This is a genomic window from Methanospirillum hungatei JF-1, assembly GCF_000013445.1.
GTDB classification, from domain to species: Archaea; Halobacteriota; Methanomicrobia; order Methanomicrobiales; family Methanospirillaceae; genus Methanospirillum; species Methanospirillum hungatei.
Window position 1 is genome coordinate 1,648,524 of the sequence record NC_007796.1, and the last position, 20,209, is coordinate 1,668,732.

Sequence of the window (20,209 nt, forward strand, 5' to 3'; positions counted from 1 at the left end):
TCATGCTATTTCTATTATCAGGACTCACGTGGAAATCAGCCGGCAACAAAGACCCGGTACACCTGATCATACACCTGAACTGCTGACCATACCCCGGTCCTTACAATTCCCTTGCTGTTCCATACATCATACACCGTTCTCCCGGTCCAGGTATACCTGACAAGGTCTTTCACATCACGAAATGTTGGAAATTCTGTCAGCACATTATCAGGCGGGACTGAATTCAATTCATCATAATCAGAACACCAGAGGACATTTCCATCACTATCCATGAGAACTGCAAATACATCCGGATTTAAACCAGCTCTTTTCGCTGCAACCTCACCAAAATTCTCATCATTCAGATGAATCATGAGATGTTCAATACCCTGACCTGTCCGGACAAGCCATATAACATCCCTTCCTGAAGATGTTATGTGACCGGTCCCAAAAGGAATCTCGTAGACTGATTGGTTGAAGATAAAGGGTCTTCGCTGATCATGAGGGAAATCATAGGGAATGTGAGTTCCAATAAGAGACGTATACGAATCATCAGAGATATGAGATATGATTCCATCAGAGGAAATCAGGGCTGCAAACATAATTGCAGGATTGTCAGATGTTATTGATGACAAAAGAGGTGTAATGTCATCACTACGGATACCCGGGTTCGCAAGCTTCAGCAATATGGTTGCCGCCTGCTCATCAATATCTATGAGAGAACCAAGAATAGCTTGCCGAAATGAGAGGCAGTGAGTAACATAATGTTCTGAATCTGACATATCAGCAATAGATACCTGAACCATCAAAGCCGTCATGAAGAAGAGGAGGACCGGGTAGTTCATACTGGTTGTTTCAGCATCGGGATAAAAATTGTTTCCTGTTCTGATGCTTCTCACCGGTATTTCTGCTAACACTGATGTATCTTCTTTACCTTCTCCCAGGTCGGAATAATGAGAAACCTCTCGTCCATGCCCCGGACCATCCAGGTAAAATTCTTTTAAGGACTGCAAATGTTGTGGTATCCAGCTGGCGTATAGCCGGGCTGAAGGATCCATCATACCAACAATCGCTTTTGGATCAGCAGACTGTCCTTCAATATCAACCTTTATCATATCCTGATAGAATTCATGTATAATGGATCAGTCACAAGAGCCTGAGGACTATTACCCGGATCGGGCATGTTCATTATTATCTGATCCGGCACTTTATATCAATCGTGAACTCTCCTGGATACGATTTAATCAGCATGTCCTGGACGAGGCAAAGGATCCGACACATCCCCTTCTGGAACGGATAAAATTCCTGGCCATCTTCGCCAATAATCTTGATGAATTCTTCATGGTCAGGGTATCCGGGCTGCATCATCAACTGGCAGAGGGTGTCCTAAAGCTACCTCCCGATGGCCTGACTACGATGGAGCAACTGGAGCGGATAAATAATGACCTTGTTCCCCTCCTGAAAGAGCAGACACGGGTATGGTCAGAGGAGATAATCCCCGCACTGCAGAAAGCGGGAATCATTATTCATTCCAGATTAACCCTTGATGGAACAAAGCGGAAACAACTTCGGAGATTCTTCTTCCGCGAGATATTTCCGGTATTGACACCACTCGCCTTTGACAAATCGCATCCATTCCCGTTTATATCCAACCTTGCACTCAATCTTGCAATTATCCTCAAACGTCCGGGATCACAGGAAGAACTATTTGCCAGGATAAAAATCCCGAATACCTTATTCCCCCGCCTGATTGAACTTCCCGCCGATCCAGACGGAAAAGATATCTCAGGAAGACAGGAGTTTATTTTCCTTGAAGATCTCATTGCAGATAATCTTGACCTCCTCTTTCCCGGGATGGAGATTGTGGCTGCGTACCCGTTCAGGGTGACCCGTGATGCGGATATTGAGATTGAAGAGGATGAAGCTGATGATCTTTTGAGTGCAGTCGAACAGTCGATCAGCAAACGGTGGATCGGAACCCCGGTCAGGATAGAGATAGCGGAGGATATGATGCCTGCTATCGTGGATATGATGGGGGCAAAACTTGCGAAATACCCACATATGTTCTACCGGGTCAGGGGACCGGTTGGTCTTGCAGATCTCTTCTGTATGATGAATATAGACCGGCCTGATTTGAAGGATACTCCATATGCCCCGTCTGTGCCTGACCGACTGGAGCGGGATCCTGATATCTTTCATGCTATAAAACAGCGGGATATTATTCTGTTCCATCCCTATGAGAGTTTTCAACCGGTGATTAAGTTTTTAGAGGCTGCTGCACATGATCCTGACGTTCTGGCTATTAAGATGACCCTGTACCGGACCGGGACAAACTCTCCAATCGTGCAGGCCCTGCTGGATGCCCGTGAACATGGAAAAGCAGTTTCTGTCCTGGTTGAACTGAAAGCCAGGTTTGATGAAGAGAATAATATCGGGTGGGCACGGGCACTTGAACGGGCAGGTGCTCATGTGGTATTTGGGATCATGGGGCTGAAGGTCCATGCAAAACTCTGCCTCGTGGTCAGAAAAGAGAAGAGCGGGATTGTCAGGTATGTACATATGAGCTCAGGAAACTACAATGCCGTAACCGCCAAGATATACACCGATATTGGGCTTTTCACCACAAATGAAGAGATTGCATCAGATGTTTCCCATCTCTTTAATGTCCTGACCGGATATTCACAGTTTAGTGCCTACCATCATCTCCTCGTGGCTCCCGGCGGGATTAAAAAAGGGATAACAAGGCTTATTGAACAGGAGATTGAGCGGCAGAAGGAACATGGAGATGGCAGGATTATCTTTAAGTTAAACGCTCTTCAGGATGCAGGAATTATCCGTACACTCTACCGGGCATCACAGGAGGGAGTGAAGATTCATCTGCAGGTCAGAGGGATCTGTTGTTTGCGGCCGGGGATTGAAGGAATATCCGACAATATAACTGTCACCACCATTGTAGGGAGATTTCTGGAGCATACACGGATATACTACTTCCATAATGGAGGGGATCCCCTGGTCCTGATGGGGAGCTCAGATCTCATGCCACGGAACCTGAAGCGGCGGATTGAAGTCCTCTACCCAGTCCTTGATCCTGGGATCAGGGATGAGATCATCAATACGATACTCCCGGTCCATCTGCATGATACCGTGAAGACAAGGATTTTGCAGGCTGATGGATCCTATGTCAGGATCAGCAAAGAGAGCGGAGAGCGGATGCAGGCACAGGAATGGCTGATAGAAAACCGGGGAGTCTGGAACAGAAATCTCGTGAAAGAAACGGTCAGATAAATATACGACAAAGGAGCGGGGACAATGGGACTAGATAAGATCGAGAAAAGACTTCCGGAGGACATTCTGGCATCTATTGATGAAGAGGCGATACGGTCTGGCATCACCCGCCAGGAGGCTGTTTCCAAGCTGATTCATAACGTTACGGCACAACGAAACGGGAATGAGACAGAACATCTGAAACAGGAAGTCAAGTCTCTTTCAAAGATACTTGCCATGAAAGATGATGAGATTATGTACCTGAGGTCTGAACTGACTGCGGTGCATAAAGGCCTTTCAAAAATGGCAGATTCACTTGCATCAGGAAATACCACCATTACTGATATTGAGCATCTCTTCCATCCGGTACAGGAGAGGGTTGATGAACTCTCTGGGAACTATGACAACTTAAAACAGGCATGTGAATCTGCCAGACACGTACCATATGAACAGCACATTCCTCTCATTATTATCGGAACCCTCGCCGGGCTGCTTGTCCTGTACCTGATTATTATGAAGATATGAGACAGGAACTGACAAGTACCACAGATTTATCAGCACATACTGACAAGTGAGAGGTATAGATTGACGATGACCATCAGGGCCGGATTTCTTACCGGACTATGCAAATATCCACGTTGAATATTGAATCATATGATACCAAAAATTCTGCCTCATTCCAAGGGTTCACTGAAAAGGAACCTCATGATTCTGTTCATCGGTATCATTTTCATCTCCCTGATCTCGGTCACCGGATATTATTATATCGAGACATCAAAGCAGATTGATGAACGGTTCAGGCAGAACCTTATTCAGACAGAACTGGGATTGAAGAGTGCATCTGATCGTATAACCAAAGGGCAGATGCTCTGGGAGGCAACATATAAAAAACCTCTTCTTGCCGTCACAAACCTGGTCCTCAAGGAGTATGAGCGGTCATCCCGAACTCCTTCAGAGATGAATTTTGATGATATCATAACCCGCATCGATCCGGCATATAAGGACCGGATTGATATCATGCTGATCAATACCTCAGGGGTCGCAGAGTATTCTACCAATAAAAAAGACTTATACCTTGATTTCAGTAAGTGGGGGCCGTTTTTTCAGACCATTACCGACATGCGGATGAATGATACGTTCCGGCTTGACCGGGCGGTCCGTGGGTTTGATTCAGATAATCCCTGGAGAATATTTGGATACCAGCCGACTCCCGACCACCAGTACCTGATCCAGACCACCTACAGGATTTATGATGATTATACAAAAGAGCGGAGTGAACTCTCTTTACATGCTCTGGTTACCCAGGTATTAAACCAGCATCCCTGGGTTCTGGCTTTGGATCTTATCGGGAGCACCGGTATGATCACAAGTCAGCTGGATGAAAATCCGGTTCAGGCTGATCCGCACGATGCGGAGATTGCACAGGATGTATATACCACCCATGAAACCCGGGACTTTCCTGATGAGAGAAATCAGACACTTACCAGGTTCTTTTTTATTGAGAGTGGTGATAATGTAAGTCCTGCTTCTGCGTATATTGATCATGTCGCAAAGATAGTCTATTCCACACAGCACTACGAGCAGGAGAAAGGATCTCTGCTTACACTGGCAATATCTCTGATTTTAATTGCTATCATCCTCGCCTTTGCCCTTGCATACCTCCTGTCGAGGTATATCTTTTCACCGGTTGACACATTGCTTGCAGACCTTGACGAAATTTCCAGAGGAAACCTGAATCATCAGATAAGACCGTCGCGGCACCTTGAGATAAACAGGATTAATGATGCGGTATCCAGGATGGTTGAATCCATACGGGGCAGTATCAGATCGCTTGAAATCTCTGAAAAAAGATATTCCACCCTGTTTTCAAATGCGTCAGATGCCATCATACTCTGGAATGGGGAGAGAGTTATCCATGCAAATCCTGCTGCATTCACCTTATTTGGATGGGATGAAAATATCAGAGAAAGGGCCGGGTCTACACCAAATGAGATAATAAGATGCATCTTACAGAGAAAAAATCCTGAAGAAGACGAATGGAACATGAATACAGATATCTCCGGCAAAGGGGCCTGTACCCTCAATATCAGGCTGGTCAGGTTAGTCCTCGAGGATCTTCCCATGGATCTCATTCAAATCCGTGATATTACCAGGGAGACCCGGATGCATGAGGAGATCCACCGGCTCGCAGACATTGTGAAAAACACACAGGCTGGGATCATGGCCGGACCAGTACATGCCCCTGATATTGTAAATAAAGCATATGCCCGTATTCATGGATGTACCCCGGAGGAAGCGATAGAGGGAGGATTTTTCGGATTTATTCATCCAGATTACAAGGAGGATATTCCGGTCTGGATACGGATTGCAACCGAACGAGGGCATATGACCGGAGAGGCGATACGGGTTCGAAAGGATGGATCCGAATTCCCTGCATTACATGATCTGACCATCGTGACAGATGCCCATCATGAGCCCTATCTTATTTTAAATGTCCAGGACATCTCTGATCAGATCAAGGTATGGAATCTCACTCTTGAGAAGGAAGCACTCTCCGATTCATTAAATCTCCTGTCCGGTATCCTTGACAGTCTGCCGGATCCCACCTTTGTGATCGATATCTCCGGACATGTCCTTGCATGGAACAAGGCTATGACGGTCATCTCAGGAAGATCAGAAGAAGAGATCAGAGCAGGGAAGATGTCACATGCACAGGCAGTATATGGTGAAGACCGGCCCATGCTTATTGATAAGATAATCCGACCTGACCTTGATATTTCACGGTATTACACCAATGTCAATGAAGAGAATGGCATTTACTCTGCTGAAGTCATCAATCATGACCGGGAAGGAAAAATACGATATAAATGGGCGATAGCCGGACCGCTCTATGATTCCAAAGGCTCAATGATTGGAGCCATTGAAACCATCAGAGATATCACAGAATTAAAAGAGGCCATGAAAAAGGAATCTGAGCTGGCAAATAAACTGATGCTGCTCTCTTCCCTGACCAGGCATGATATCAGGAATAAGGTGACGGTTATTGACGGATTCCGGTTCTTTGCAGAGAGTGAGACAGATAATCCGAAGATAAAAGAGATACTTGCCCATCAGAAGAACGCCATTCAGGATATTGGAAAACTGATCGACTTTAGTAAAGCATACCAGGAGATCGGCATTCACGAGCCGGTCTGGCATAATGTTCGTGAATTATTTGAACGGGCCGTTCGGCAGGTGTCAATTGACCTGAAGGTCGTGTGTGACATTCCATCCCTTGAAGTCTACGCGGATGCCCTCATCTACCAGGTGTTTTATAATCTGGCAGAGAATTCACTCCGCCACGGGGATCATGTCACGACTATCAGATTGTATGTAGATCTGTCTGGGGAATCGCCCCTGTTAATATATGAAGATGACGGACAGGGAATTGTGGATACGCAAAAAGAACAGATATTTCTACGAGGCTATGGGAAAAATACCGGTCTTGGTCTGTTTCTTATCAGGGAGATCCTGGCAATCACCGGAATCACCATTGTTGAACATGGTATCTATGGTCAGGGAGTCAGATTTGAGATGAAAATACCTCCCGATCACTTCAGATTCACTGACCAGATGGAGCAAAATTTATAACCTGAACCATGGCCGATCATCTGTCAGAATTTGCCCGACAAACGAGTTCACTGACAGGAAAAAGAATCCACTATGATGAAGGATACCAATTCTGAACCCGGCAATACTGCCCCATCAGAGGATTTGCAAAAAACACTGGACCTGGTGAACAGACGGCTTGAAGCAGTATACATACGGTGGGAGGCGCTCTTCAAATCTCTCCCAGACCCGGTTATCATCGGGGACGATGAAGGAATACTCGTTTGTAATCCCCGGTTTGAAGAACTCACCGGGCTTACATCAGAAAAGATCGTGGGACTTCCCATTCCCCGGCTTCCCATATGTACTGCAGATAAGGAGGATTGTAAAAACCTGATAGAACACTGGAATCATCCAACACCTGGAGGGGAGAGGTTCATTTTCCGGTTCTTTAATCCGGCCGGAAAGCGGATCGCTCTTGATATGCAGATCAGGTTTATTGAAATGGAGCAATCCATGCTCAGGTTCTGCATCGGACGCGACATAACCCGTGAACTCGAACTCCTTTCAGAGCAGGAACGTGCAGTTGCACAGATAGATAAGAATATGGCTCAACTTGCCGCGTTAAATGATGAGATTAAAAATCCGCTCACGTTGATCTCCATGAGTGCCGGACTTGTGGATGGACCTCACCAGGAGCAGGTCCTCAGAGGAGTGCGGATGATAACGTCAATTGTTGACCGGCTTGATCAGGGATTTACCGAGTCTGAAAAGGTCAGGAAATTCTTAAAGCGAACCATTGACGGGTTTATGGAGGATCATAACCACCTATAACCTGATTGCGCCCGGAAGGTTTTATCACCCCTTCTTTTCCACTGGAGAATGGAACCAGAACGGTTCGATCATCTATTCCTTACTTTTTTAACTTTTCATTATTCTGTCTTTTTGGAAGCATGACCGTAAACGTGGCACCTTTTCCTGTGCCCGGGCTATCGACAGAGATGGTCCCACCATGAAGATCGACTATCTTCCTGACTATCGAAAGACCAAGCCCTTTCGATTCCGGATCATGCCGGGAGGCGTCGGATATAAAAAACTCATCCCAGATTCTATGGATATCATCAGGATGAATGCCAATACCCGTGTCTTGAATGGAGATCTCATGCCCGGTTGGCGTTTCATGATAGCGAATGGTGACCGTTCCTTTAAAGGCATTAAATTTTACAGCATTGTTTATAAGATTCCGAAAGAGCTGGTGTGAATACACCCTGGACAGATGAAGGGAGACCTCCGGCGGAACATGATTGTAAAATACCAGCTCCTTTTCATCTGCCATGAATGAATTTGCCTGAATCTCTTCATCTATCAGGGACTTGAGGTTCATCTCCTCAACGTCGTCGATGGTATGATGGCTGTTGAGCCTGATAAGTTCCATGATATCCTCAACCATCTGCTCCATGTATCTAAGACTTTTCTGGAACATATCAAGCAGACTTTGAGAATCGGGATCGCTTACCGCCTCTTTTACCAGCGGGAGAATGGCGACCATGGGAGTCAGGGGTGTCCTGAGGTCATGGGCCAGCTGGTATATGAACTGATCTTTCTGGATTAGAAGTGATTCAACCTTTTGTGCACGTTCCTTCAGTTCCTCATTCAGCTTGCGGATCTCTACTGTATCTTCTGATACCCGGCCTTCCAGATCAGAGGTCAGCAATGCAAGTTCTTCTTTGACATGTATGAGCTCCTGGTTCTGTACGGCAAGTTTTTCTGCCTGCATCCTGGCCTTCTCTTCAGCGGCCTGCAACAATTCCCGTTCCCTATCTTTTCTCATCCAGAGAATTGAAAGGATGATGACAAGCAGACAGAGAAGAGACGTGATAATAACCGGAATAAGGACCGCTTTAAAGACGCCACTCTCCCAGGATGTCGCATCAATGTCTATGCCAAGGATCGCATGGACCGTTGTGTCGTCCGGGCCATATATCGGCACAAGACCAGTCACCCATCGCCCCCATCGGTCTGAGAGCGGGCCTTCAACACTCTCCTGCGGATGGGTGAACATATCCCTGATTAATCCGGATGCCTCGTGGTATCTCTGACCCGGATGCGAGTACATAACCGAAGTATCCGGTTCAGAGTCTGCCAGGAATACCAGTTCTCCATCAGGGCTCTTCCCGAGCAGGTAAACAAACCGGGTCAGGGGGCGACTTTGCGCCACATCAGTGAGATATTTTTTTATCCGGCCATATGCAGGTGAGTTCAGGTCAGATATCGTTCCCTTAAGTTGATACAGGTCTTCCCTGATTATTCCCACTGACCCAATCCTGGTATCGGTGAGAAGATCCTGACGCATCTCATCCTCCTTTATTGAGATGCTGATGATCGTGAAGAGAGCACCAAAAAAAAGCAGACCTGCCAGCGAGATAATGACTACCTGCAGGAATCGGTTCATTCTGGTATATGACAGATTACCCTGACAAGTAGATATGATATATGGTTTGATCCGGATTTAGAGGGATGGGGCGGGAAATGCCTGGATCAGAAACCAGATCCCAAAGAGGACCAATATAACCCCACAGAGCACAAGAATCCCCTGATACATCCGATTGCTTAGCATCATCCTACTGTGGTGAATACTGATAGATACCAGGGTGAACCATCCAAGATCTGCTGCCCAGTGACCGGCGATGAATGCTGCAAGTCCGGCGGCCCCCTGGGAAAGAGAACTGATAAGGAGGGCGCTGCCAACGGAGAACCACCATATCCAGAAGTACGGGTTTGACACACTGGTCAGGAGTCCGGCTAGGATCGGGCCTGATGGAGACTCCATGCTGATATCAGCGGAGATTGCTGCTCCTCGTGCTCCGAAAAGAGTCATTCCACCAAACAGGATCAGGGCAGAACCGCCGATTCCCGCAATGGCTGGGCGGAGAGTTTCAGGAAATGATGAGATACCGGCGGCGATGAGCACAACAATGACCATCTCAGCAATGACATGTCCAAGAGTTACCCGCGGTCCTCCTGTCCAGCCAACATGAAGGGCAGAACGGATGGTTGCAATCAACGTCGGACCCGGGGCGAGGGCACCGGTAAGACCAATAATAAAACCCATCAGGGCAAGCTCTAAAATACTCATACGAACTGCCTGTACCAGTACAATGACCGCATAGTTTGGAAGGATTATTATGAAATCGGTAATTCCAAAGCCTGTGCACTATCTGCACTTCATACCGAAGACCAAATTTTCTGGATTCATACAAAAATTTGGCATTACACTATAATCCTGATAGGTCATCAAGTATATGCCATCCGGTATGCTATGGTCCTTCCAGTCTGTATAGCAATCCCTATAAGTAAGACTCCGGGGTATCAGTATACGCAATGATGATGATATATACCGACGGGGCGTCGCGGGGGAACCCAGGTCCTGCTGCCTGTTCATATCAGATAAAAGATGAGAATGGCAACCGGATTGCTGATTATGTCTGCTTTCTTGGTCAGACCACAAACAATGTCGCAGAATATACGGCCATAATAAAAGCGCTCACGAGGGCAGCTGAAGAGACAAAAGAAGCGATACATGTATACTCAGATAGTCAGCTGGTCATCAGGCAGATAACCGGGGTATACCGGATTAATAAACCTCATCTGAAAGCCCTGTATGATGAGGTTATGGTTCTTGCATCCCGGTTCTCACATTGTATCTGGGAGTATGTACCACGAACCCATCCTGATATCGGGTACTGTGACCGGCTGTGTAATGAGGAACTGGACCGGCACCGGTAATGACCCACAGACATCACTCAGAATTATCACCTCGGACGAAGAGGTATGTACCATGGTACCCCCGGATGCCAGGCTCCTGATAGTCGATGATGATCCCGCGATTCGGGAATTTTTGAAAAACCGGCTCATGATGGAGGGCTATGAGGTCTCGGAAGCAGAGGATGCAGAGAAGGCATTGGAAAGACTGGAGGAACACCCGGATACAGACCTCATCCTCCTGGATGTTATCATGCCTGGTGCTTCTGGGTTTGATCTTCTCCGAACTCTGAAAGAAGACAGACGATACTGCCAGATTCCGGTCATCATGGTCACCGCGCTCGGCCTTGTTCAGGACAAGGAACTTGCTTTCAGACTTGGTGCAGGAGATTACCTGACCAAACCTTTTGATACCCGTGAAATGCTGGCACGTATCGGGACCCATATCACACTGAAAAAGAAGAATGATGCGATCACTCATACCAACCAGGTACTCTCAACCATCCTTACAACCATTCCCGGTATCGTCTACATGAAGGATGCAGATAGAAAATTTCTCCATGTGAATCACCTGTTTGAAGAGATGTGCGGGATTTGTGGAGACCAGATAATCGGAAAGACCGGGGATACCCTGCCTGATAGAAAACTTGCAGAGGCGTTTAACCGGTCAGAGGAACTCATTTTTACCCATGGCATCCCGTTTCTGGAAAATGTTGAGGATATCTCTTCGAAGACGGGTGAAACGAAGAACATATTCTTCCGCCGTCAGCCGGTCAGAACTCCTGACGGAGAATTAAACGGGCTTGTAGGAGTTGGTATTGACCTGACTGAACAGATCCAGTTAAGGAACATACTGTCAGATCGGGAGGCATTTCTCTCCACCCTTATGAACTCGTTTCCGGCACGGATATGGGCGGTTGATGTGAACTATCATTTTACCCAGCAGAACATGCATCATGCAACCAGATGGGGGAGCCTTATCGGAATTTCAGTAGATGAGATAGAGACCGACAGTTCGGTCAGGGAGGAATGGAAGAGGCGGTGTGATGCTGCACTAGCCGGGAAGATAGATTGTGCAGTATATCCCTGCGGAAATAAGGATAAATGCAGGGTTCTGATATCATGGACGGTCCCTATCATCGAAGAAGATAAAAAGACCGGAGTGCTCGGCATCTCTTTTGAACTGGATGAACACACCATCCAGAGCATAGTACTTACAAATTCAGAATGTCAGGGTGATGAACCTGCATATATATGACGGGCACCGGATATGGTTCAGGTTTTAGTCGTCGATGATACCAGGTTCATGCGAACCATTCTGGTAAATATTCTTACTGAAGAAGGGTTTGAGATAGTCGGTGAGGCAGAAGACGGTCAGCAGGCAGTTGAGTTATATCTGAAGACAAAACCTGATCTGGTTCTTATGGATATCATCATGCCAAAGATGGACGGGATGATGGCTTTAAAGACCATCCTTGGAGTAAACCCTGCTGCAAAGGTGATTATGGTGACCGCCATTCAGTCTGTTGAGATGGCAAAACTGGCATTCAAATGCGGAGCTTTGAGTTATATTATTAAACCATTTCAGAAACAGGGAATATTACAGGAGATTGATAAAGTTCTTCATCAATAGCCGGGGGATATCTATAAGAAATACCAGTACCAAAGAAACATTATAATCCCCTGCAGTTCCCGTACCCCCAGCACCCCCCGGAGATGACGAGTCCTGAATCCAGAAACCTCCACCCCAATATCAGTTCTATTTGTCGATGATGAACCGAGTATGGGCGATATTGCCCGTATTTTTCTTGAAGACCGACTGGGAGGGTGTGTCGTAACCCAGGTAACAGATGGTGAAGATGCCCTGGAACATATACATACCCACACATATGATGCTATTGTAGCGGATTATGAGATGCCAGGGCTTGACGGATTACAACTCCTCCGGACCTTACGGGGCAATGGTGACAATACACCCTTTCTTGTCTGTACCGGTAAAAGCAGGCATGAAGTAGTCATTGAAGCCCTGAATGCCGGTGCTGATTTCTACCTGCAGAAAGGGGAAGACCCCCTTGTCCTGTTTACTGAGATGAAGCAGATGATCGTCCAGGCAGTGACGCGAAGACGATCCGAGAAGGCGTTGGCAAAATCCCGAAACCTTCTTGAAGAGATGATCGATTTTCTCCCAGATGCAACGCTTGCCGTTGATTCATCACAGCGTATCATCGCATGGAACCGGATCATGGAAGAACTGACCGGTATCCCGCCTGCAGCGGTGCTCAATAAATGCCAGGATTTTTCAGAATGTACCTACCGGTATCCCGGCGTCTCTTCTCTTATTGAGAGGATCCTGATTCTTGGAGAACGGACAACAGGAGATCCGGATAATCACGGAATTGAAAACAGGATCATAACCGAGGAGTACCATGGCCATGTCGGGGAGGGTGATGATAATGAACGGTATTACCGGATCATGGTCTCTCCTATCCTTGATGCAGATATGCAAAAAGTCGGGTTCATCGGATCGGTCAGGGATATAACCCTTCAGAAACGCTATGAATATGCACTTCTTGAAAGCAGAGAGAACTTTCGTGCACTTGTTGAGAACAACACCGATATTGTCATGAGATTTAACCCGGAAGGAAGGCATCTGTATGTAAATCCTGCAGTTAAGCCATATATTCCATTCCCTCCTGAAAACCTCATCGGAAAGAAGTACGGAGAACTGGCCTATCCTCCACGACTGGCTGATGATTGGGACGCCCTCATTCAGCAGGTTATAGAAACAGGAAAACCACATGAAGCAGATATCTCATTCCAGTCACCGAAGGGATTGGTAACCTTTAACTGGCGGCTTTTTCCGGAGTTTGACATGGAAGGAAAGGTTCGATCTGTCCTCTCCATATCCCGTGATATTACCTATCAGCGAGAGTTTGAACAGGAGAAACAGGCATTACTTTCTCAGATAGAGAGAAATCTTGGCGAATTTGCTATCCTCAACGACGGAATCAGAAACCCTCTTGCGGTCATCACCGGCTGGCTGTCCATGATGGATCTCCATGAAGAGGAGCGGTCAACACTCATGCATCAGATAAGGCAGATTGACGAGATGATAACCAAGCTGGACCGGAGATGGGTCGAGTCAGAGAAGGTTCTCGGGTTTTTACGACGCCATTACGCAATCCAGGCAGGGTATCCGAACCGGTCTTCAGAGTGAGCATGTGTGGAAGATATTGTATTGCTGCATCCCCCGGTGAACTGGCAGAGCGATACCATGTATCAGCCCCTGCATTCTTCTTCCCCAGGTTTAATGTTGCCCCTTCAGAACCGATTCCTGCAGTCATTTCCCATCAGAATCATACCGAGATATTGGTTGGGAATTTTGGTTTCTCACAAGGGCTGAAAGGAAGAGTCATAAATGCCAGAGTAGAGAGTATTCAGGAAAAACCTCTCTTCAAATCCCACCTGCAATCAGGACGATGCCTCATTCCTGCTTCCGGATATTATGAATGGAAGTCGGTCGGAGGAAAGAAAGAGCCATGGTACATCTATCTTCCGGACGTTCCCATCATATCTTTTGCCGGCCTTGTACGAACCATGCATGCAGGTCATGAGATGGTAATCCTGACCACAGAAGCAACCGGGCCAATACAGGAGATTCATTCCCGCATGCCACTGGTCCTCTCGCAGCAGGGAGAAGAGGAATACCTTGCAGGGAAACATCCGGCAGAGACAGAGAGGTATGACAGTTCAGAGTACCGGATGCACCGGGTATCAGATCTGGTAAACAAGCCGGGCAGGGAAGGGCCGGACCTTATCAGACCTGTGGCCATGAATAATGCCCAGAGAACTCTGGACATGACAGAGCCGGAGTAATTACTGCTGATTGCCTGGAGTATCACACCTGATAGGAAGGACTATGGTAAAAGTAGTTCCCTGATCAGGACCGTCGCTTGATGCAATAATGGTCCCATGATGTTTCTGGACGATCTTCCGGCAGATTGCAAGACCAAGGCCAGTTGAACTCTTATCATGCCGTGATCGATCTGATTTATAGAATTCTTCAAATATCAAAACCTCCTCACCAGCCATGAGCCCTATTCCGGTATCCTTCACCGTAAGCGTTATGGTATCATCATCTCTCTTCACCTGGATCCGGATGTATCCGCCTGACGGTTTTGAAAACTTGATAGAATTTGAGATAAGATTATCAATCAGTTCCTGGATAAGTATCTGATCTCCCTGAATGATACAGCCTTCAGGCACCTCAACATGAGTTTCGATATGCGCCTGCCTGAGTGACATCCGGTTGATCTCAAGAACTGACCGGATGGTCTCTGCAAGATCAATATCATCACATTCAGGAATATAATCCAGTGAGTTCAGCCGGGCTAATTTCAGGGATTTGGATGCGATATTCTGAATATGCCGGGCATTTCTCTCAATGATCCGGACCATGTTCGCATGCTCCTCACCATCAAGTTCATCAAGCCGTGGTAAAAGCCCGAGGATGGGAGTCAGCGGAGTCCGGAGATCATGACCGAGCTGCATGATAAAATCATTCTTCTGCTCTAAAAGCCTCATCACCTCTTCAGTTCTGGTCTGCACTATCCGATCAAGATCTGCATTGATTTGAAAGAGCTGATCCCGCACTGCCTCAAGCTCTTTTGTCCGCTCTTCCATCTGCAGGGCATATAACCGTATCTTCTGCTCATTCTCTTTTCTCTTTGTAATATCAGTAACAACACCAAATGACCCGGTATACCGGCTATAGGGATCAAATGACGGTGATGCTGATATCTCTGCAATAATCTGGCGATTCTTTGCAGTAACCAGGGGAATTTCATATCGCTCTGACAGACCACTCTTCCGATTCTTCATCTTTTCGCGAATAATTTCGTGATAGGAGGGATGAATGATATCAAATGTACTTCTCCCGATAAGATCTTCAGGAGAAGCCTCCAGCATTTCAGCCATCCGGGTATTGACAAAGGTTGTCTTTTCATCCTGATCAACAATCCAGATACCTTCATTCAGCTTCTCCACAAGACGCTGATACTCCTCTTTACTCTCCCTGAGATGATGTTCTTTCTCCTGAAGACTGGATATCAGATCATTGAGATGAGAGATTAATAGGTTCAGACTTGTTTCAAGTTCAGAAAATTCATGACTCCCTGAGTAGGATACCCGGTGATTCAAATCGCCATGGGCTATCCGGTTAATATCATCAATTATCCGGCGAATCGGCCTTGTGATATGATAGGCAAGCAGATATGCGATGAAAAATCCGAGCAGCCCGGCAATAAGAGCAACGAGTGCATGGAACAACCGTATCGAGTCAAGATGCCGTTGCATGACAGTGGTATCATATTCAATCCGTGCAACCATGTCAAGCATCGTTCCCGATGCCGTCTTATCATCAGAGATATCAATAAAATAATAATATGTTTCAGAGGAATTCACCGGATCAGAGATTTTTATCCGGTCGGTACCCTGAAATGCCTTCTGAATATACTGAATAGCTGCTGGATCTGATGATCTCTTCTGATCATCCATGCTCCACAGCGTCCTGAACATGGAGTCATATAATGTCACTGAACGGAGGTGAGGTGTTTCATTCACAAAGGCCCGCATAACATTGGCATAGGAAAAATTCCTCCTGTCTTCAGTAAAGTCGCGGATATAATATGAAATTTCAAGAAGATACCGGTGATCCGGAGTGGGGTAATAAGCGAATTTTCGTGATTCTTTCACCGAGCTAAATCCATATACCGCCCGGTCGGCTTCGAAAACCGAACCATTTCGTATCCGGGTGATTACTTCGTATACATTCGGCCATTTTTTAAAATCAAGACCGATATCTCCTTTATAGGTAGCATCAATCACGATCCCGTTCTCATTAATAATATAAACATCCGCAATATCGATAACGTCCGGGCTGAACCTGCTTTTTATTTCCGTCACATTCATCCTGGCAGGATCGCCTCCGGACTGATTATACGCGTCCAGAACTATGGAGAACTGGTCTTTCATGGATTTATCAAAGGTATGATCAAAGAGCAGGAGGCCCTGATTAATCAGTTGCAGTGAGCTCTTCAGATGGTGCTCATTATGTTGTACTTCACTCTCCCAGATATCATACAGATGCTGATTTGTCTGCTCATAGGTAATAACAGACATCAGAACGATAAGAAAAATGAAACCAGTGGTCAGGATTATCATTACCAGTACAGGAAAAGAAAATCTGATACGGGATATTTTTCCTGGTTTTTCAGAACTGTCCGACACTGTTCTTCCTGGGGGATTTATTTGAGTTTCTTCTGTAAAGAACGTATTTATCCGTTCCAACTACGATCTCTGAGAGGAACTGGCATCGGGCCCTGATACTATGATAATGATACCGGAAAAGATATGCCTTGTGTCCTGCAGGTATGCACGGATATGTTATACCGCTTTAGGGACGGTTTTTGTTATCACGGCAGTTATAGGGATTTTCCTCCCGCTCCTTCCAACAACCCCCTTTCTCCTGCTGGCCGTTCTCTGTTATGCCAGGGGATCAGAGAGGTTTTATACCTGGATCATGCATCACCGGGTTTTTGGTCAATATATTAGTCAATATACCAGCGGGAAAGGGATGTCCCTGAAGTCACGTCTGGGAACAATCCTCCTGCTCTGGGTGGTAATTGGATGCACCATTCTTTTCTGGATCAGATCTGATATCATCCGCATCATTCTTCTGATCATTGCACTATCAGTGAGTGTCGGACTCTATATGATGAAACCACAGCCATGGAACCAAGAAAAAGAATGAAATCTATACTTTCTTCTTCGCAAAAAACGGCTTGGCCGCTTTACATCGCGGACATACCCAGGTATCAGGTATCTTTTCAAACAAGGTTCCTGCGACAATGCCATGCTCCGGATCTCCAAACCGCTCATCATACACGTATCCGCATTTTGTACACACCCATGCTGCCATATCTGAATATCTATCGCCCGGGGTAATGAAGGATCCGAATCGAATAGACCAGATTTGCAATACAGATTATCTGATATACATGTTCACCTGTTTTTCACTTTCACCCCATATCAAAATATTATATGCCACTTGAGAAAAATGCTCATGAATCAGTTTAGAGAAAAAGGATTGACCCTCAAGTAAGAGAGATCCTGACCTGAAGGAGAGAGATATCAAAGCAGGTTTTTGTATGTCAGAGCTGCGCAATGCCGCTTGTCAAAGATGAGGACTATGGAACAGAGAAGGATGGCAGCAGATCGTCTATCTCCTGTACTCACTGCTACCAGAACGGTGAATTCACCAACCCTGATGCAACCGTGGAAGGGATTGCGGAACTTGGGTGCCATGATCTCACAGATGTATGGAATGCCCATGGATAAGGCCAGGATGTTCATGACCGGTCAGATCCAGACCCTGAAGCGATGGAGTGGGAGAATTGTCCCTTACTGTCAGAGTTGTGGTATGCCCCTCTTTACCAGTGCTGATGCCGGGACAGAGAAGGACGGGCAGGAGAGTTCTACCTATTGTATCACCTGTTACCGGAATGGAGTATTTACCGAACCTGAACACACTCATGAAGGAATGATTCAGAACTGCACTCCGATGCCTGCACAGATGTTAAATCTGAAGCCGGAAAAAGCAGAAGAGATGGTAAGGGTATTTACCAAAGATCTCTCCAGGTGGAAGTAAATTACCCAAGTGTCACAACTAGCATTGCTTCTGCATCCTGCAGTGATCCGGTGGGATTCCCGTAATAATATGAGACAGTATCTCCGGCCATGAGTAAGTAGAGATTCAGACCATCGGTTTTTGGTTCTGCATAATCTTCCAGAAGTTCTCCATTTACTCTGACAAACCACACTTTTGTTGCTGTGTTGAAAAATTCATTAATTCCTTCCAGAATTAAGATGCCTCCCTTATGCATACCACGGTCATCTATACACAGATTCTGTATCTTTTTATCTATAAGAAGCATGTGAAGGACCCCGAGCGGGGTGTTCACCGGTATCTCGTACTCAATCCCAGAACTATCCGTGACATTAACTGTTCCCTCCGGGAGGGCAAGTACACCTGAATAGAGCATCCGGTTATCCTCTTTCTCTGCAGCGGGTGTTGGTTTAGGGAGTTCTTCAACCAGATCCGTGATATTGGAAATATTTCCGGTTTCATTCACCGGTTCCTTCGTGGGTGTCAAAACCAGGGGAACTTCTGCCAGGGGAGTGGGAACAGGACTCGGAACAGCGGTAGCATCTACAACCGGAACAGCAGTAGGAACAGGACTCGGAACAGCAGGAGCATCTACAACCGGAACAGCAGTGGGAACAGGACTCGGAACAGCGGTAGCATCTACAACCGGAACCACAGGGGGAACAGGACTCGGAACAGCGGTAGCATCTACAACCGGAACAGCAGTGGGAACAGGACTCGGAACGGTAGGAGCATCTACAACCGGAACCACGGTGGGAACAGGACTCGGAACAGCGGTAGCATCTACAACCGGAACAGCAGTGGGAACAGGACTCGGAACGGCAGGAGCATCTACAACCGGAACCACGGTGGGAACAGGACTCGGAACAGCGGTGGCCTCTACAACCGGAACCACGGTGGGAACAGGACTCGGAACAGCGGTGACCTCTACAACCGGAACCACGGTGGGAACAGGACTCGGAACAGCGGTGGCCTCTACAACCGGAACCACGGTGGGAACAGGACTCGGAACAGCGGTGACCTCTACAACCGGAACAGCAGTGGGAACAGGACTCGGAACAGCGGTGACCTCTACAACCGGAACAGCAGTGGGAACAGGACTCGGAACAGCGGTGACCTCTACAACCGGAACAGCAGTGGGAACAGGACTCGGAACAGCGGTGACCTCTACAACCGGAACAGCAGTGGGAACAGGACTCGGAACAGCGGTGGCCTCTACAACCGGAACCACGGTGGGAACGGGGGTTGATACGACAGGCATCTGTGAAATAACATACTGACCCATCATGGCAGAAGGAGAGACAAATTGCATCACCCCATTCTTGCTCCCCACCTGAACCCAGATAAGGGCTTTTGCAGCACTGGCAGGCAGGGTCGGATCACCGTACGCGAAAAGAACGTCATCTCCATCCTTCAGGAGATAGGTATTCAGACCTTCTACAGAAGGAAGAAGGTATTCTCTCAGCTGAACACCATTCACCAGGACAAACCAGGCATCATGTTCAGTCACCTGATATGAATTTACCCCGTCAAGGGTGAAAATACCCCGTTTATCAATCAGCTCATCCCCAATCCGATAACTGGAAATCATACCAGTCCCGGCCAGTGCCTGGATAATCCCCACCGGTGTCATAGCAGGAATCTGATACAAAGCCCCTGAATCAGCCCGAATTGACACATTTCCATCCCCATATGGAATCTGACCGGAAAAGATCACAACCTGGTTCTGCACCTGCTGAACAGGATTTCCTGCACTACAACAGGATGGAAGGATCATACAGAACATAAGAATGATCAGGATACCCGGTACCCATGCCCTCATACTACCCCTTTCCCTCATCTGGTTCCCATCTCCTCGTATATCACATGCAATGGCTGTAAGAATGGTAG

Annotated in this window: 18 protein-coding genes; 12 read left to right on the top strand and 6 right to left on the bottom strand. The window is 46.9% G+C overall.

Features of this window, described 5'->3' with window-relative positions:
- Positions 1-35: 35 nt before the first annotated feature.
- On the bottom strand, positions 36-1,094 hold the full coding sequence (locus tag MHUN_RS07475; protein WP_011448434.1) for a hypothetical protein: 1,059 nt from the start codon (positions 1,092-1,094) through the stop codon (positions 36-38).
- 22 nt (positions 1,095-1,116) lie between these two features.
- Here MHUN_RS07475 and ppk1 point away from each other — a divergent pair, with 22 nt between their 5' ends.
- The 4 genes from ppk1 to MHUN_RS07495 all read left to right on the top strand — a co-directional run bounded on the left by ppk1 (position 1,117) and on the right by MHUN_RS07495 (position 7,665).
- The gene (gene ppk1, locus MHUN_RS07480; protein WP_011448435.1) at positions 1,117-3,264 is read left to right on the top strand and encodes a polyphosphate kinase 1; all 2,148 of its coding nucleotides are present in this window, start codon (positions 1,117-1,119) and stop codon (positions 3,262-3,264) included.
- A 24-nt stretch (positions 3,265-3,288) separates the two neighbouring features.
- Positions 3,289-3,768 carry a hypothetical protein gene (locus MHUN_RS07485; protein ID WP_011448436.1) on the top strand — a complete coding sequence of 160 codons (480 nt, stop codon included), beginning with the start codon at positions 3,289-3,291 and terminating at the stop codon, positions 3,766-3,768.
- Positions 3,769-3,948: 180 nt separating this feature from the next.
- On the top strand, positions 3,949-6,873 hold the full coding sequence (locus tag MHUN_RS07490) for a PAS domain S-box protein (RefSeq protein WP_011448437.1): 2,925 nt from the start codon (positions 3,949-3,951) through the stop codon (positions 6,871-6,873).
- Positions 6,874-6,945: 72 nt separating this feature from the next.
- On the top strand, positions 6,946-7,665 hold the full coding sequence (locus tag MHUN_RS07495) for a PAS domain S-box protein (RefSeq protein ID WP_011448438.1): 720 nt from the start codon (positions 6,946-6,948) through the stop codon (positions 7,663-7,665).
- 79 nt (positions 7,666-7,744) lie between these two features.
- Here the strand turns inward: MHUN_RS07495 and MHUN_RS07500 are convergent, their stop codons facing one another.
- On the bottom strand, positions 7,745-9,283 hold the full coding sequence (locus MHUN_RS07500) for a sensor histidine kinase (protein WP_011448439.1): 1,539 nt from the start codon (positions 9,281-9,283) through the stop codon (positions 7,745-7,747).
- A 57-nt stretch (positions 9,284-9,340) separates the two neighbouring features.
- A complete protein-coding gene (locus tag MHUN_RS07505) occupies positions 9,341-9,967 on the bottom strand; it encodes a LysE family transporter (RefSeq protein WP_011448440.1) in 627 nt (208 codons plus the stop codon).
- Between the two features lie 245 nt (positions 9,968-10,212).
- Here MHUN_RS07505 and MHUN_RS07510 point away from each other — a divergent pair, with 245 nt between their 5' ends.
- From MHUN_RS07510 to MHUN_RS07530, 5 genes are all read left to right on the top strand, one after another.
- The gene (locus MHUN_RS07510; protein ID WP_011448441.1) at positions 10,213-10,617 is read left to right on the top strand and encodes a ribonuclease HI family protein; all 405 of its coding nucleotides are present in this window, start codon (positions 10,213-10,215) and stop codon (positions 10,615-10,617) included.
- Entirely contained in the window at positions 10,592-11,851 is a 1,260-nt protein-coding gene (locus tag MHUN_RS17460; protein ID WP_052288848.1) for a response regulator, read from the top strand. The genes MHUN_RS07510 and MHUN_RS17460 overlap by 26 nt, the downstream gene beginning before the upstream one ends.
- 12 nt (positions 11,852-11,863) lie before the next feature.
- Positions 11,864-12,226, top strand: a complete 363-nt coding sequence (locus MHUN_RS07520; protein ID WP_011448443.1) for a response regulator — start codon at positions 11,864-11,866, stop codon at positions 12,224-12,226.
- A gap of 117 nt (positions 12,227-12,343) precedes the next feature.
- Positions 12,344-13,810 (top strand): PAS domain-containing protein, encoded by a 1,467-nt coding sequence (locus MHUN_RS07525; RefSeq protein WP_275039213.1) that lies wholly within the window; start codon positions 12,344-12,346, stop codon positions 13,808-13,810.
- A 2-nt stretch (positions 13,811-13,812) separates the two neighbouring features.
- Complete coding sequence (locus tag MHUN_RS07530) at positions 13,813-14,469, top strand: SOS response-associated peptidase (protein ID WP_011448445.1); 657 nt, start codon at positions 13,813-13,815, stop codon at positions 14,467-14,469.
- Here MHUN_RS07530 and MHUN_RS07535 read toward each other — a convergent pair whose 3' ends face one another.
- Positions 14,470-16,881 (bottom strand): sensor histidine kinase, encoded by a 2,412-nt coding sequence (locus MHUN_RS07535; protein WP_048067373.1) that lies wholly within the window; start codon positions 16,879-16,881, stop codon positions 14,470-14,472.
- 100 nt (positions 16,882-16,981) lie between these two features.
- On the opposite strand from MHUN_RS07535, the gene MHUN_RS07540 reads away from it, so the two are divergent.
- Entirely contained in the window at positions 16,982-17,404 is a 423-nt protein-coding gene (locus MHUN_RS07540) for a YbaN family protein (RefSeq protein ID WP_011448447.1), read from the top strand.
- A gap of 3 nt (positions 17,405-17,407) precedes the next feature.
- Here the strand turns inward: MHUN_RS07540 and MHUN_RS07545 are convergent, their stop codons facing one another.
- The gene (locus MHUN_RS07545) at positions 17,408-17,572 is read right to left on the bottom strand and encodes a rubredoxin (protein WP_048067374.1); all 165 of its coding nucleotides are present in this window, start codon (positions 17,570-17,572) and stop codon (positions 17,408-17,410) included.
- A gap of 245 nt (positions 17,573-17,817) precedes the next feature.
- Between MHUN_RS07545 and MHUN_RS19495 the strand changes: the two genes are divergently transcribed.
- Both MHUN_RS19495 and MHUN_RS17465 read left to right on the top strand, forming a co-directional pair.
- Entirely contained in the window at positions 17,818-17,991 is a 174-nt protein-coding gene (locus MHUN_RS19495; protein WP_083758428.1) for a zinc ribbon domain-containing protein, read from the top strand.
- Positions 17,957-18,301 carry a zinc ribbon domain-containing protein gene (locus MHUN_RS17465; RefSeq protein ID WP_158498188.1) on the top strand — a complete coding sequence of 115 codons (345 nt, stop codon included), beginning with the start codon at positions 17,957-17,959 and terminating at the stop codon, positions 18,299-18,301. The genes MHUN_RS19495 and MHUN_RS17465 overlap by 35 nt, the downstream gene beginning before the upstream one ends.
- 1 nt (position 18,302) lies before the next feature.
- Here the strand turns inward: MHUN_RS17465 and MHUN_RS07555 are convergent, their stop codons facing one another.
- Positions 18,303-20,141 (bottom strand): hypothetical protein, encoded by a 1,839-nt coding sequence (locus MHUN_RS07555; protein ID WP_048067375.1) that lies wholly within the window; start codon positions 20,139-20,141, stop codon positions 18,303-18,305.
- Positions 20,142-20,209 lie beyond the last annotated feature (68 nt).